The sequence below is a fragment of the Streptomyces sp. NBC_01669 genome, assembly GCF_026339735.1.
GTDB lineage: Bacteria > Actinomycetota > Actinomycetes > Streptomycetales > Streptomycetaceae > Streptomyces > Streptomyces yanii.
In genome coordinates this window covers 343,106-357,019 of the sequence record NZ_JAPEQG010000002.1, presented here as the reverse complement: position 1 = coordinate 357,019, position 13,914 = coordinate 343,106, and the positions used below count along the sequence as shown (strand labels likewise).

Here is a 13,914-nt window from a genome sequence, read left to right as displayed (position 1 = left end):
CCTCAGCTACTTCACCCAAAGGACCATGCAGCGTTTGAGGACGTCACGCTCCATCTCGAGCTCCCTGATCCGCTTGTTCTTCTCCGCGTCCTGCCTGCGCAGCCGCGCCAGTTCCTCACGCTCGGGCACGCTCAGCGTCCCGTCCCCGCCGGCCTTCTTCGCCCTCGACACCCAGGTGCTCAGGGTGGTCTCGTTGATCCCCAGGTCCTTCGCGACCTGCGCGATCGGCCGACCGGTCTCGGAGACGATCCGCACAGCCCCCTCACGGAACTCCGCGTCGAACTTCCGTCGATTCTCTGCCATGACCCCCAACTTCCCCTACAGTCACGGTCTCTACGCTACGAGGGGATGGTCAGTCGCTGCCCCGTCCTGGTCGAGATCGATGACCTGATAGCAGAAGCAGCAGGTGGGGTTCGGATTCAACGATGCCCTCTCATGTCGCCGAGACAACAGCGCCGCAGCGCCGTTCCGCAGACCCTACGTCGAACAGGGACGCCGATAACGGGACAGCCCTTACCCTCGTGCCCACCCGCGACCACGCCATCGCCGCGCAGTCGAAGAACTACAGGTACTCCACGAACCACCAGGTCGTCATCGACGCCGACACCCGCCTCGTCGTGGTGGTCGGCCGGCCCCTGCCGGGCAACCGCAACGACTGCAAGGCGTGGGAGGAGTCCGGCGCGAAGGCTGCCGTCGGCAAGACCATGACAATCGCCGACGGCGGCTATTGCTGTGACCGCATAGGTTCGCCGGGTTGAGCGACCAAGGCCATGGTGGTGAGGGGTCGGCCTCCTTATCAGATGCCTTGCCCGCTCCGGACCTTGGCACGTTCACATCGTCGGGGCGGCACTAGAGTGAAACGGTGACCTCTGCGCAGGAAGATCGGTTGCCACTGCTCAGCGAAGACGACCGCGAGACGGCCGTGCAGCGCCTGCAGGAGGCATACGCCTCTGAGCGCATCTCGCACGAGGAGATGGACGAACGTCTCGACCAGGTGCTCACCGCAAATACGCATGGCGAGCTCGCGTCGGCTATGGCCTCGCTCCCGGAGGGGAGTCCGGATGCCACGTCAACGATCGCCGCCGCTGGCGGACGGATCCAGCGGCGCGGCGTATGGCGAGTGCCTCGGATCCTCAAGGTGGAGTCCGCATTCGGAAGGGTGCGCCTGGATCTGTCCCGGGCGGTCATCGAGCATCCGGTCGTCGACATCGAGCTGCTACTCGGCGCCGGCGGGGCCAAGATCACAGTGCCTCGCGACGCGATCGTTGACGTCGAAGGTCTGCGCACGGGATGGAAGGACCTGCGCTACAAGACCCGGCGGCGTTCCCGCCCCGGCGGGCCGAAGATCCGAATCTCTGGGGCAGTGACTCCTCCCCCTCGTGAACGAGGGGGCTTCTCGCTATGCCGGTGCGGCTTCGCGACGGACCAGCCCGGCCCGTAGAACGTTCAGGGCGCCCACCGTGTCCGCGTGCGCGCTGTGGTCGCACGAGACGCAGTGGAACTTCTCCTGTGTGGGCCGGTTCTCCGCTGCGACGTGCCCGCATTCGGGGCAGGTCCGGGAGGTGTTGCGGGGGTCCACAGCGATCACGTCTCGTCCGGCACTTTCAGCCTTGGCGTGCAGGATCGTCAGGAACACCCCCCATCCGGCATCCGAGATCGAGTGGTTGAGTCCGGCCTTTGCGGCGGCCCTGTTGGGCAGGAAGCTGCCCGGCCGGTCGGGGTCGGGCCTCGGTGCGGGGGCCTTGACCATGTTGCGGATCTTAAGGTCTTCGTGCGCGATGAAGTCGTGTTCGCGGACCAGGCCCAACGCGGTCTTGTGTGCATGATCGAGGCGCTGACGGCGGACCTTTCGGTGCAGGTCCGCAACCTTATGGACGGCCTTCTTACGCCGGTTGCTGCGGCGCTTGCACCGAGCGACAGCCTGCTGTGCCGCTTCGAGCTTCGCGGCGGCCTTCCGCCCGTGCCGGGGTTCTCGATGAACTCGCCGCCCGAGTCGGCAAGGAAGTTGGCTATGCCCATGTCGATGCCGACCACAGAGCCGGTCGCGGGAAGCGGCTTAGGCGCGGTCTGCTCGGCGGTCAGGATCACGTACCAGCGCTTGCCCTCACGCTTGAGGGACACGGTCTTGACCTTGCCGACCACCGGCCGGTGCTGGTTGACCTTGACGTGCCCGACACCTTGGAAGCGGACGCGGGTGACCGGGTCGTGCGGAGTGGAGTCCCAGCGGCAGCCGTCCCCGTCCTTGGGGAAGTCGACCGTGTCGAACCAGTTCACGCCACGGAAGCGCGGGTAGCCCGGCGTTTCCCCCGCCTTGACGCGGCGGAAGAACGCGGCGAATGCCTTGCCGAGACGGCGAAGCGTCGCCTGCTGGGAGGAGAAGGACCACCGGCCCTGACGCTCCGGGTCGTGCACCCGGATCTCCTTGAGCTGCGCGGACTGCATCCCGTACTTGATGCTCGTCTTCGACACGTGCCGGTACGCGTCACGGCGTTCCTGCAAGGCACCGTTGTAGAGGGAGCAGTGATCGCGCAGCATCTCGCCCAGTGCGATCGTCTGGCCCACGGTGGGCCGTATAAGGAACTTGTACGCACGCATCATCCGACCCACCCCCTTCCACGTTGGCTCGCTTGATCATACTACGCTTGGCGTATGTCACCACGCTGGAAGCCAAACCCCGATATCCGCACCGGACGGCACGTCACCTACACCCTCCACGCACACTTGGTGTTCGTCACCAAGTACCGGCGTGACATCTTCGATGACGCCATGCTCAAACGGTGCGAGGAGATCATGCGAGAGGTCTGCGCCAGCTTCGAGACAGAGCTACGCGAGTTCAACGGCGAGGCGGATCACGTGCACCTGTTGGTGCACTACCCGCCGAAAGTCGCCCTGTCTAAACTGATCAACTCCCTCAAGGGCGTAAGCTCCCGGTACCTGCGGGCCGAGTACACCGGCCGCATCAACCGGATCGGCATGGGGGCAGTGTTCTGGTCCCGCTCCTACTTCGCAGGATCATGCGGCGGTGCACCGCTGACCGTGATCCGCCAGTACATCGAAGGCCAGAAGCGGCCTATCTGACCGCAACGACAGAGGCGGAGCGAACTCCGGCGCTTCGCGCCTCCGGGCTTAGGACGCGTTTCCCTCCCCGGCTGAAGCCGGGGATACCCACGCAAGAACAGGGATGGAATTCGGACGGTTGATAATCCGTCACGCGCGGCGCTGAGGCTTCATTCGGCATCCGGATTACCCGTGCGGCACTTTGTCCCCGCTCGGCTGCTGGTGCCATGGCGGGTTGGTCAGGCTGCGGATCCGAGGCGGCAGACCACTACCGAGCGCAACCTGACTGCCCAACCCGGCACCGCTAGGAGTTGGCGGCCTTTGCCAGGACGCGGGCGAGCTCGCGGGGGCGGGTGGCCATCGGCCAGTGGCCCGAGTCGAGGTCCACGTACTCAAGGTGGGTAGCGCGGGCGAGCTCAGGACTCTCACCGGAGGCGATCCACTCCTTGGCCTGAGTGGGGGTGAACTCGGGGCAGACAACCACAACGGGGACGTCGAAGCGGCGCTCGTTGGTCAGGCGTACGACTCCCGTGGCGACTGCCTCGGGGACTGGAAGGGCGGCGGACGCGACGCGGTCCCGGGTCTGCTGGTCCAGGTCGGCGGTGTCCGCGGTCTCAAAGGGATCCCAGCCCGGGAAGGGCATGGCGCCGCCCTCGATCGCGAAGTGATCGGCGTAGGCCCGCCCATCGGCGGCGGGGAAGCCGCCGATCAGGGCGACCTTGGCCACCTTCTCCGGTCGTGCGTCAGCGGCCAGCCAGGCCAGGGTCGATGCTGCGGAGTGCCCTACCACCAGGGGTTTTCCGGGCGCCGCGTCAACTGCGGCAAGCACTGCTGCCAACTGGTCATCAAGCGTTGCGGAGGCGGCGCCGTCGCCCTGGCCTGGGAGGGTGAGCGGCACGGGATGGTGGCCGAGCGCCGTGAGTTCGGGCACGACGTCGTCCCATGCGGATCCGTCGAGCCACAAGCCAGCGATGAGCAGGATGTCCACGGTGGTTCTCCCGGATAGGAGTCGGATCTGGTTGCCGACACGCTACCGGGAGGCTCTGACACCGGGCTCCGGTCAGAGTGCGATCTTTGAAAACGGCGGCTTGACCCAACCCAACCCGGCGAACCTACGCGGTCACAGCACTATCCAGGCACCGGGCTCGTGATGCCCCACCGCCGCCGCAAAGGCGAAGAACTGCCCGACTGGAAACAGGCCCACAACACGTCCCACAAGCAGGTCCGCGCCCGCGTCGAGCACGTCTTCGCCCGCATGAAGACCTGGAAGATCCTCCGCGACTGCCGCCTCAAAGGCGACGGCGTCCACCACGCCATGCTCGGCATCGCCCGCCTGCACAACCTCGCCCTCGCCGGGTAGGCGAGCGGGCCACACAGCGAACAGCCACGTCCACACCGGCCCAGAGATCATTTACGGGACAGCCCTTAGTTCAGAGAAAGCGCCGTTCATGCCGTGCGAGGCGAGCCGGTAGAAGTTGGTCTTGCCGGTCTTGTCGGCAAGCTTCTCCAGGAGGCCGCGGTCCGGCACCCGGCGGTCCGCGATGTAGTGCGTGCCGAAGGACAGGGCGAGCGCGGCCGCGGCCGCGCCGGGGTGGACCCGGATGCCCAGCGCGCGGGACCCGAGTCCGGCGACGATCGCCTGCGTGGCCGTGTGGGTGAGGCAGTTATCTCTGGCTTGTAGAGGCGTCGTGCACTGTCGTGTCACCCCCAGTTGGGGTGTTGTGTCCGACGGTTCGCGTCGCCGTGTCGTGCACGTCGTAGTTGTCGCCCGAACCGCGGCTCAAGGCGCTGCAGTACCGGCACAGCATCCTCGGCGGGTCCCTCGCCGGGACGGGCCTCGCCCTCGACAGACCGAACTGACCCTAACCTCGCCGTTTCGGTTGAGATGAGGCCGGAAGCGGGGAGGAAATACGAAAGTGCCTTCTGAGCTGCAATGCCGGTGAGTTAGCGCGTCGGTGCAGGTCAGGTTGGGTGCTTGGTGACTTTGAGTGTGTAGCGGACGTTACTGGGAGTGCGGGGCTGGTCCCGTTTTCTGACCTCGAAGGTGTTTTTGGACGGCTTCTTGATGCGCTGGCACTGCCGGTTGCGGCGGGGCGGGAGGAGGGCGGCCAAGAGCTCTGTGGTGACTTCGCGGCGGGCGGTGTCCAGCGTGGTGACGTCGGTTGCGGCCTGGGCGGCGACGGTGAGCCGGGCGAGTTGCACCGTGACGGTGAAGGAGATCCGGTCGGGATCGGTCCCGCCGTGTTCTGCCGCGCGCGTCTGCAGTGCGCATAGTGCCTGGTAGACGGTGAGGAGGGCGTAGATCTCCTGGCAGATCAGCTCGGGCGCCTTGGAGCGCAGGATGAATCCGGCGCCGCGCAGGCTGTTCTTCAGTTCCGCGAATCCGTTTTCGATCTCCCACCGCTGGTGATATGCCCTCGCCAGCTGGTGGGCCGGGGCGAGGCGGTGGTCCAGCAGGCTGGTGACCAGCCGGAAGGTCTCGGTGCGGGGTGGGCCGGCCTGCGGGTGGATGGTGACGGTGTACTCGATGATCCGTACCAGGTGTCCCCGGGGAGGCTCGGGCAGGGTGCGTCCGGCCGCGCGGGCCTGGCCGTGGCGGATGTTCTCCGCGGGCGTGCGCATGATGGACAGGTAGGACCCGTCGGACAGCACCCGCAGCGGCACGAAGACCAGGTTCTTCTTGATCCGCCAGGCCAGGTGGGCGCCGGTGGCGCGGGCCAGGCCCCACAGTTGGTGTCCGGCGAAGTTGCGGTCGGCCAGCAGTAGCATGTCCGGTCGCAGGGAGGCCAGCAGCCGGCGGGCGAGCTTGTGCTCGCTGAACCTGGCCACGGCGTCGAAGGCCGCATCGACCAGGGCATGGGTGCCGCATTCGGTCAGGGCCATCAGGCGGACCTGCGGGTGTCCGCTCTGGTTGACCCCGCCCTTGCCGGTGAAGCCGAACTCAGCTGCGTTTGCCGGGGTGTCGGGGACGTCCAGCGCGGTGCCGTCCCAGGCGACCAGCCGCAGCCCGAAGGCGAACGCGCCCGGAGTGACGGTCGTGGCCAGCGTGCCGCACCGCCGCTCGAACAGGGCCTGCAGCGGCTTGTCGCCCAGCCGCTGCCGGGCCCGTGTCAGGGCCGAACTGGTAGGCAAGCGCTGCACACACAGGCCCGGCAGATGCCGCAGCTTCTCCGTCAACGTGCGCAGGACTGACCGGTATCCCGGCGGCCCGGCACTGTCGGAGCTGCTGAACAGGCACAACGCCAGGACGAAGTAGATCACCGCCCGGGCCGGCAACAACCGGCGGCGACGCTCGCCGCAGCCGGTCAACTCCACGACCTCGTCAACCAGTTCAGGGCTGATCTCCTCGGTCAACACGCCGAGACGGACGTGCTCGCCAAAGCGCCGGTCCGTGGGGGCCACCAGCCTGTTCAACGGAGCCTGGCTGCCCTCGGTGATGGCAGACGGCATACGGACGATGGCACACTGAGTACCCAACCCTCTCTGTCAAAGTAGATCGAGTCAGGCATACTGGATGATTCATTGAGTCGAGGGCGGAGAAGGAGTAGTGCCCGGGTGGCCAGCACGAATGACCACGGGACCCCTGATCCGCAGGTAGAAGCCCGTTCGACCGGTCCGCGCCGGTATACCGCGGAGTACAAGGCGAGGATCCTCGCGGAGTACGAGACGTTGGACAAGAAGGGCAAGGGCGCTCTGCTGCGGCGGGAGGGTCTGTACTCGTCGTTGATCACGACGTGGCGGCAGCAGCGGGACAAGGGCGCCCTGGACGGGCTCGCCGCGTCGGCCGGACGGCCGAAGGCGGACCCGAGGGACAAGGAGATCGCGAAGCTGAAGGCGGAGAAGGCCCGCCTGGAAGCCGACCTCGCGAAGGCCCGCACCGTCATCGAGGTCCAGGGAAAACTCTCCGCGCTGCTCGACCAGTTCGCCACGGACAGCGCCCCGAACAGGAACGGCGAGAAGAACCAGTGACCGGGGCCCAGTTCGCGGCCGTGGCGTTCAACACCGCCCGCAACCAGGCCCTTGAAGAGCTCACCGGGCTGGTCGGACGCGTCCAGGCATGCGCCGCGCTCGGCGTGAGCCGTGCCACCTACTACCGCCAACACCGCCGAAGCCCCGCCCCGGCCAAGCCGCGGCGGGAACGGCGCCGACACCCCCGCGCTCTCGCACCCGAGGAGGAGATACGGGTCCTCGATGTGCTCCATTCCCCGGAGTTCGCTGACATGGCGCCCGCCGAGATCTACGCGGTCCTCCTGGACCGGGGTGTCTACCTGTGCTCGGAGTCGACGATGTACCGGCTCCTGCGACGACATGGCGAGGTCCGTGAACGCCGCCGTCAGGCCGTCCACCCACCCCGGACCGTTCCCGAGCTGGTCGCCGAGGGCCCGAACCGGGTCTGGAGCTGGGACATCACGAAGCTGAAGGGGCCGGTCAAGGGCGTCTACTACTGCCTCTACACGATCATCGACATCTTCAGCCGCTACACGGTCGGCTGGATGATCGCCGCCCACGAGAACAAGGACCTCGCCGAGCGGTTCCTGTCCGAGACGATCGCCAAGTACGGCATCGAACCCGGGCAGTTGACGATCCACTCGGACCGCGGGTCCCCGATGGTCGCGCAGAACGTCGCCCAGATGATGGCCGGTCTCGGCGTCACCAAGTCGCATTCGCGGCCGAAGATGTCGAACGACAACCCGTACAGCGAGAGCCAGTACAAGACCCTGAAATACCGGCACGACTTTCCCGAGCGTTTCGGATCTCTCGAGGACGCCCGGGCGTGGTGCACCCAGTTCTTCACCTGGTACAACGAGGAGCATCGGCACTCCGGGATCGGCCTGCACACGCCCTACGACGTGCACTTCGGTCTCGCCGAGCAGCTCCGCGAGATGCGTGCCGACGTCCTCCAGGCGGTCTACGCGAAGCACCCTGAACGCTTCGTCCGCAAGCCACCAGAGCCCCCGAAGGTCCCCGCAGCGGCCTGGATCAACCAGCCGGCACCAGACGGCCCACTGATCCCAGCACAGCGTTAGAACGATCTACCTGCCTTGATCGCTTTGACAGGTTCCGCAACGGAGTTCCCTCGCGGACAGTCGGATCTTGGTCGATCTTCTGTCCTACCGGGAACTCCGTTGCCGTGTCCCGGCCTCCGCCGACACATCACCAGAAGTGACGGATCACGCAACGTCACCAGGGGATATTCCCACCCAAACCCCGCACCATCAAGTGCCTGACCTGCACCGACGCGCTAACTCACCGGCATTGTTCTGAGCTGGGACGATGAACCTTGTCGAGAGGTTCCGTCGGTCCAAGCGGAAGGCACTTTCTGCGTGCAGGGGTATCGAGAACACGAGCTGCGCATCGGCTCGATCCTCCGGCGGGCGTAGGGTGCGGCGGCGCGGGCACCCTCGCATAGGTTGGCCGTCTCATCCGACTCACCGCGACGAGGATCAGCCCATGCGCAGCAGCACCAGGATCCGCCTGATCGAGCCCACCGACGCCGCCCCGATCGCCGCGCATCGGGTGCGGGACTTCGAGGCTTTCCGACCGTGGGAACCGGCCCAGCCGGCCGACTTCTTCACCCCGGAGGGCCAGGCGGAGCGGATCGACAGCCTGCTGGCCGGATACCGGGCCGGCGCGGTCTGGCCGGGCGTGGTGCTCGCCGACGACCAGGTGATCGGACAGGTCACCGTCGGAGGCATCCTGCCGCAGCCGCACCTGCGCCGCGGCTCCGTCGGATACTGGATCGCCAGCGTCGCCCAGAATCAAGGGCACGCCAGGCACGCCGTCGGGCTTGTACTCCGGGTGATGACGGACGAACTCGGGTTGCACCGCGCCGAGGCGTCCACCAATCTGGAGAATCTGCCGTCGCAGCGGGTCCTGCGCCGCAACGGGTTCAGCCCGTACGGCGTCGCGCACTCCTCGATCTTTCTCGACGGGAGCTGGCGGGACGGGCTGCTGTGGGAGCGGGTCCTCGGCGACTAAACTAATACGCCGAAGTCAGGTAACGGGCAGTCCACAGACTGCCCGACTCGCCAGAAGCTTACGGGGCCATGATCACTCGCCCCAAAGCAAGCTCCACCGACCTCACTATCCGCTGCTGTGTCATGACCGATGCAAGGTCCGGTCACTGCGCAGCGGTATGAAGTCCCAGTACAGCCTCTGCTCCTCGTCCACTACGGGCGTGTAGTCGTTGAGGGGCTGGTTGGTCTCGAGAGACGTGGCGATCGTCTCCATGAGCACCGGCAGGGACGTCCACATCTCGTGTGATCCGCGCATAAGGCCTTGCTCGGCCTCGGCTTCGTGGACGCGCCCCCGGTCGATCTCGGGACGGTGGTCCAGTACGAGGCAAACCCCGCGGACGTCCCGCGCGATGGGGATCAACTGCGGATGTCCGTACAGGACGTTGCTGGCCCCAATCTTCATGAAGTCGTAGTCCGCCTCCTCTCCTTCCTCATCCGCCGTGCGCTTGTCGTAGAACCCGTTGAAAAGTTGCCACTCAGCCGCTATCTCGCGTGCACTCATCGGTCTGTAGAACCCTGGAAGCAGCGAGACCCGCTGGTCGAGGAGACCGTCGTGCCGCGACAACGACGTCACCAAGGGCTTCAGCAGTGGCCGGCCGATGACGCGTTCGGCCGCGGCGATGTCCGCCGGATCCGCGGGCGGCGCCAGCGCGGCGTAGGTCGCCGGGGCGTGCTCGGCCAGCCAGTTCTCGATTCGCGTCCACGACTCACTGATCAGTGCGGTCATGGCACGGCATCCTGCCACCTGGTGCTGACAACCTCCTGGGAACAGCCAGACGGTGGCCGTGACCCCGTCGCACCAGTAAATCGTGGGCCGTTTACAGCTCACAGCGGCGGATGCCCGTACTTCGAGTCGCCTTCTCGGTTCTGGACTGCCGCCCCTGCCCACAACGGCGCGACTGCCTCAGCGCACCAACGACGCAGCGTCGACAGATCACGCTCCGGCCCCGCGAAGAGTACGACGCCCTCCAACAGACTCGCGTCCTCCAGCAAACCGACGAGTGGAAAGAGCGGTACAAGATCCGTGCCGGCGGCGCGGGCACCATCGCTCAAGGCGTTCAACGCTGCGGTATGCGCAGATCCCGCTATCGCGGCCTGACCAAGACCAGCCTTCAGCACCAGCTCACCGGAGCAGCGATCAACCTCGCCCGCATCGACGCCTGGCTCTCCGGTACCTCCCATGCCCGCACGCGCGTCTCACACTTTTGCGGCTCTTCAGCAGAGCGAGGGCTGAGCAACGCCTACGGAGTTGATGGCCGCGGACCCCTTACGGCTTTGCCGATGTCGGATGGCCAATTGGGCCTGAATCGGGCAACGACGTCGGCGAAGTCCTCGCACAGGTACTGCGGGTCAGAGGGCTTCAGCCGTATCTGCTGGTGATCGCTGTGCACCCACCAGACCTCGAAGTCGGTCACTGTTCCCTCGGCGGGCCAGTCCTCGCTTCGCCGACGGGGCAGAAGCCCGACGTCGACGAACCCTCCGACACTGAGGCCAATGTCCACGAAGACACCGATCGCCCCGGGCCTGGGCACTCGGACGACAGTGCCCGTGAAGACTTGACCGAAACGCAGCTCACCTTGAACTCGTTCCCACTCTGCTTCAGTCACCACTTACGCATCCTCGCACCTCAGCACTGGCCTGGACAGGAGAGCCCGGTGCGAGCTTCAGCTCGCACCAGGCTCAACATCTGATTTCGCCAACAGGGTCCTGTGCGGCCGGGGCGAGGCTGTGTCAGAACGGGGGTTCGTCCGGCCAGGCCGGGACAAGCAGGAGCGGGAGGCGCAGCGTGCGCCGGTCGGACCAGCAGCCGCACGCCTCCATGTCCGGGAAACGGGCCGCTGGTCCACCAGCCGCCCGCGCCCCGGCAGTCGGGGCAGGACCGGCGGGGCCTGGGGGCCAGCTCGATGCGGTGCCGGTCGGCGTACAGCTCCCAGTGGCCGGCCTTGAGGACTGTGGCGGCCGCGGCGCGCGCCAGGGGCACCGCAGCGGCCGCCATCAGGGAACCGGTTCGGGTGAGCATCGGCTCAGGCAGTGGTGCTGGCGCAGTACAGGCCGCCGGTGTCGCCGTCGTGCGCGCTGCGCCCGCTGGTGCCGCGCAGTTCCTCCAGGACTTCCAGCAGGTCGTTCTCGTCTTCCAGCTGCGAGTCGACGTATCCGCGCCCGCAGGCGCAGGGGACGATCAGCGTGAGGACGTCGTGGGTGATGGTGTGGTGCAGCCACAGGCCGCCGTCCAGGTAGGCCACCGCGCTCGGCTCGAACGCGTTGTCCCGCAGGGCGGGGTAGCCGGTCCACTCGTGTTCCTCGAGCGCCCTGCCGAGGGTGTCGGAGTACGCGCGGTAGACGTGGTCGGCGGCCGCGGTCTCCGCACCGTCGCGCTCCTCATCCTGGGAGATGCGGGCGGTGGTAGCGACGATGTCGAACAGGACGGCCAGCGGGGAGTCGGGCAGCAGTCCGGTGACGGGCGGGGTGAGAGTCTCGGTCACAGCGATCTCTCCTTCAGGTGGCGCGGTCAGGCGGCGAGCAGGTGCTTGGCCGGGGAAGCGAAGTAGGTGCCGGAGGTGGGCCCGGTGCCGGTGTTGCATGCGTTGCAACAGCCCTGGGTGCGCAGCGGTATTGGCGGAGTGCACTTGTTCCGTAGGCGCGCTATTCCGGTGACAGGTCGCCGCAGGAGCCGAAGATGTGCGGGTGGGCATGACGAGCCACGTAGGTTGTCGCCTCTCCTGGGACGAGCAGCGCAAGGAATGGGCTGGCCTAGGGCGTGTTCCAGGTTCGGATCATGTGGGGCGGAGACTCCGGAGCCAGATGATCGATCCGCGTAGGTGGAGTCCGGCGAGGTAGCTGGTAGGAGTCTTGTCGTAGCGGGTGGCCAGCCCTCGCCATTCCTTGATCTTGTTGATGCCGCGCTCGACGGTGTTCCTCTCCTTGTAAAGCTCGGCGTCGTGGGAGAGGGGGCGGCCGCCCTTCGAGCCTCGCTTCTTGCGGTGGGCGGCCTGGTCCTTCTTCTCCGGGATCACCGCCTGGATCCGGCGTTTACGCAGGTAGGAGCGGTTCGCGCGGGAGGAATACGCCTTGTCGGCGGCGACGGCCCCGGGGCGGGTGCGGGGCCGACCGACCGGCCCACGGATCCTGACTCGGTCGAGGACTGCGGCGAAACGCGGACTGTCGGCCGCCTGTCCCGGCGTCACCACGAACGACAGCGGGCGGCACCGCCGGTCGGTGGCCAGGTGCGTCTTGACCGTCAGCCCGCCCCGCGAGCGCCCCAACGCGGCAGCTTTCAGGCGGGCCTTGTGGCGGCGGTGTATCCGTCGTCGTTCGGCACGTAACGCTTCCTCGACCGGGTCGCCTTCGACCGTCACCTGGGCGGATTGTCCCTTTGCTGGAGCCCCTTTTCCTCCTCGGCGGCTTTCACCAGTTCCTCCAGGAGCTCGGGGTCGACGGCCATGCCGGCCGCGTGGTGATGCGCGCGTGCGACGGTGGAATCGACGCTGACCAGGTCCAGATCGGCCTGTCCTCGCCGGGCCGCCTCGGCGATCATCCGCTCCATCAGCGTCTCGAAGGTGCCCGCAAGGGCCCACTTCTGGAAGCGGCCGTAGACGGTGGACCAGGACCCGTAGCGTTCGGGGATGTCGCGCCACGGGCTCCCGGTCCGGAACCTCCACATCACCGCGTTCAACTGTTTACGCAGGTCAGGGATCGGTCCGCTCACGCCGAGCGGCAGGTGCGGCTCGAACAACTCCCACTCTGCATCCGTCAGATCGCCTCGCGTCACCCCGGATGTCTACCGTCCCGAGCCACTCCGGCGGAGCGATTTGACCCAACAGTGATCTGAACCTGGAACACGCCCTAGTTGCGCACCAGCGAGGCAGGATCGGCCGTGTGATATGCCATCCCCACGACGATGCTGAGCTGCTGGCCCTGGTTCGCCGCTATGTCACGCCCGAGCGGCGCTACCTGAAGCTCGGCGGCAGCTTGCTGCGCATGCGAAGTCCTGAGTACGACCGATTCATGCGAGATCTCTGCGAGGATGCGGGACTCATCACCGCGGATGAGATCGCCACTCTTCTTGAGGGCGGCTGGCGGGAACGGAGGACTGCGGCATGGCTCGTGGCTGTCTCCCGCCGGACCGAGTTCCGTGAGCGCCTCGGAGAACTCCTCCTGGCCAGCGAGGTTTGCTGTGCTGGGATGGCCTATTGCGTGGCCCTGGCCAGTTTCGGAACGGCGCGCGACGCTGATCTGCTCGTGTCGCTGGCGTTGGGCGCATACGGAGGCGGTTCGATGATCGTGACGCTGATTCTGCCCCGCGTTCTGGACCGGGTCTCGGACCGCGCGGTGATGCTGCGCGGTGCCTTGCTGCTCACGCTGGTCTTCGCCGCGCTCGGCGCCGTCACAGCGGCCGGGAGCGGCGGCTGGCAGTGGCCCGCGCTGCTGTTCATCTGGGCGGCGTTCGGCGCCGCCTGCTCGATGGTCCTCACGCCGACCGGTCGGCTGATCCGCCGCTCCACGCCGCCCGAGGAGCGCACGTCGGCGTTCGCCGCCCAGTTCTCCCTCTCGCACAGCTGCTGGCTGCTGACATACCCGCTGGCCGGATGGCTGGGCGCGGAGGCGGGGCTGCAGTCGGCGGTGGTCGCACTGGGTGCGATCGCCCTGACGGCCGGACTATTGGCGGTGCGTCTGTGGCCGACGAAGAATCGGCTGGTCGTCGAGCACGAGCACACCAACCTGCGCGATGGGCACCCGCACCTCGTGGACGCCGTACCGGGGCCGAACGGCTGGCGGCACAGCCACGACTATCTGGCCGACGCACTGCACACCCGATGAGAAGGCGGGTCGGCCGAGCGCG

At 67.0% G+C, this 13,914-nt stretch carries 10 protein-coding genes and 7 pseudogenes; 8 read left to right on the top strand and 9 right to left on the bottom strand.

Features of this window, described 5'->3' with window-relative positions:
* Positions 1-6 precede the first annotated feature (6 nt).
* Positions 7-303, bottom strand: coding sequence for a transposase (locus OG972_RS42390; protein ID WP_266991643.1), 297 nt, complete (start codon positions 301-303; stop codon positions 7-9).
* A gap of 212 nt (positions 304-515) precedes the next feature.
* Between OG972_RS42390 and OG972_RS42385 the strand changes: the two are divergent.
* Together OG972_RS42385 and OG972_RS42380 are read left to right on the top strand one after the other, a co-directional pair.
* Positions 516-728: pseudogene (locus OG972_RS42385) on the top strand (transposase); the annotation flags it as partial.
* Positions 729-862: 134 nt separating this feature from the next.
* Positions 863-1,441: a DUF1707 domain-containing protein gene (locus OG972_RS42380; RefSeq protein WP_266991642.1), complete on the top strand. Its 579-nt coding sequence runs from the start codon at positions 863-865 to the stop codon at positions 1,439-1,441.
* Here the strand turns inward: OG972_RS42380 and OG972_RS42375 are convergent.
* A pseudogene (locus tag OG972_RS42375) lies at positions 1,400-2,598 on the bottom strand (RNA-guided endonuclease InsQ/TnpB family protein). The gene OG972_RS42380 and the pseudogene OG972_RS42375 sit on opposite strands and share 42 nt — an antisense overlap.
* Before the next feature lie 51 nt (positions 2,599-2,649).
* On the opposite strand from OG972_RS42375, the gene tnpA reads away from it, so the two are divergent.
* Positions 2,650-3,078, top strand: coding sequence for an IS200/IS605 family transposase (tnpA, locus tag OG972_RS42370; protein ID WP_266991541.1), 429 nt, complete (start codon positions 2,650-2,652; stop codon positions 3,076-3,078).
* Positions 3,079-3,361: 283 nt separating this feature from the next.
* Here tnpA and OG972_RS42365 read toward each other — a convergent pair whose 3' ends face one another.
* Positions 3,362-4,045, bottom strand: coding sequence for an alpha/beta fold hydrolase (locus OG972_RS42365; protein WP_266991640.1), 684 nt, complete (start codon positions 4,043-4,045; stop codon positions 3,362-3,364).
* A gap of 141 nt (positions 4,046-4,186) precedes the next feature.
* Here OG972_RS42365 and OG972_RS42360 point away from each other — a divergent pair.
* Positions 4,187-4,417, top strand: a pseudogene (locus tag OG972_RS42360) (transposase); the annotation flags it as partial.
* Positions 4,418-4,468: 51 nt separating this feature from the next.
* On the opposite strand, the gene OG972_RS42355 reads toward OG972_RS42360, so the two are convergent.
* Together OG972_RS42355 and OG972_RS42350 are read right to left on the bottom strand one after the other, a co-directional pair.
* Positions 4,469-4,762, bottom strand: coding sequence for a hypothetical protein (locus OG972_RS42355; RefSeq protein ID WP_266991638.1), 294 nt, complete (start codon positions 4,760-4,762; stop codon positions 4,469-4,471).
* A 257-nt stretch (positions 4,763-5,019) separates the two neighbouring features.
* On the bottom strand, positions 5,020-6,507 hold the full coding sequence (locus OG972_RS42350) for an IS4 family transposase (protein ID WP_266991636.1): 1,488 nt from the start codon (positions 6,505-6,507) through the stop codon (positions 5,020-5,022).
* Positions 6,508-6,612: 105 nt separating this feature from the next.
* Here OG972_RS42350 and OG972_RS42345 point away from each other — a divergent pair.
* Positions 6,613-8,084 (top strand): annotated as a pseudogene (locus OG972_RS42345) (IS3 family transposase).
* Positions 8,085-8,508: 424 nt separating this feature from the next.
* Entirely contained in the window at positions 8,509-9,036 is a 528-nt protein-coding gene (locus tag OG972_RS42340) for a GNAT family N-acetyltransferase (protein ID WP_266991634.1), read from the top strand.
* A gap of 120 nt (positions 9,037-9,156) precedes the next feature.
* On the opposite strand, the gene OG972_RS42335 is transcribed toward OG972_RS42340, so the two are convergent.
* The gene (locus tag OG972_RS42335; protein WP_266991632.1) at positions 9,157-9,801 is read right to left on the bottom strand and encodes an SMI1/KNR4 family protein; all 645 of its coding nucleotides are present in this window, start codon (positions 9,799-9,801) and stop codon (positions 9,157-9,159) included.
* A 71-nt stretch (positions 9,802-9,872) separates the two neighbouring features.
* On the opposite strand from OG972_RS42335, the pseudogene OG972_RS42330 reads away from it, so the two are divergent.
* Positions 9,873-10,280 (top strand): annotated as a pseudogene (locus OG972_RS42330) (transposase); the annotation flags it as partial.
* Positions 10,281-10,805: 525 nt separating this feature from the next.
* Here the strand turns inward: OG972_RS42330 and OG972_RS42320 are convergent.
* From OG972_RS42320 to OG972_RS42310, 3 genes and pseudogenes are all read right to left on the bottom strand, one after another.
* Positions 10,806-11,094 (bottom strand): annotated as a pseudogene (locus OG972_RS42320) (hypothetical protein).
* Positions 11,095-11,098: 4 nt separating this feature from the next.
* Positions 11,099-11,557, bottom strand: a complete 459-nt coding sequence (locus tag OG972_RS42315; protein WP_266991628.1) for a hypothetical protein — start codon at positions 11,555-11,557, stop codon at positions 11,099-11,101.
* Between the two features lie 291 nt (positions 11,558-11,848).
* A pseudogene (locus OG972_RS42310) lies at positions 11,849-12,843 on the bottom strand (IS5 family transposase).
* Between the two features lie 107 nt (positions 12,844-12,950).
* On the opposite strand from OG972_RS42310, the gene OG972_RS42305 reads away from it, so the two are divergent.
* On the top strand, positions 12,951-13,892 hold the full coding sequence (locus tag OG972_RS42305) for a DUF6000 family protein (protein ID WP_266991626.1): 942 nt from the start codon (positions 12,951-12,953) through the stop codon (positions 13,890-13,892).
* Positions 13,893-13,914: the final 22 nt, after the last annotated feature.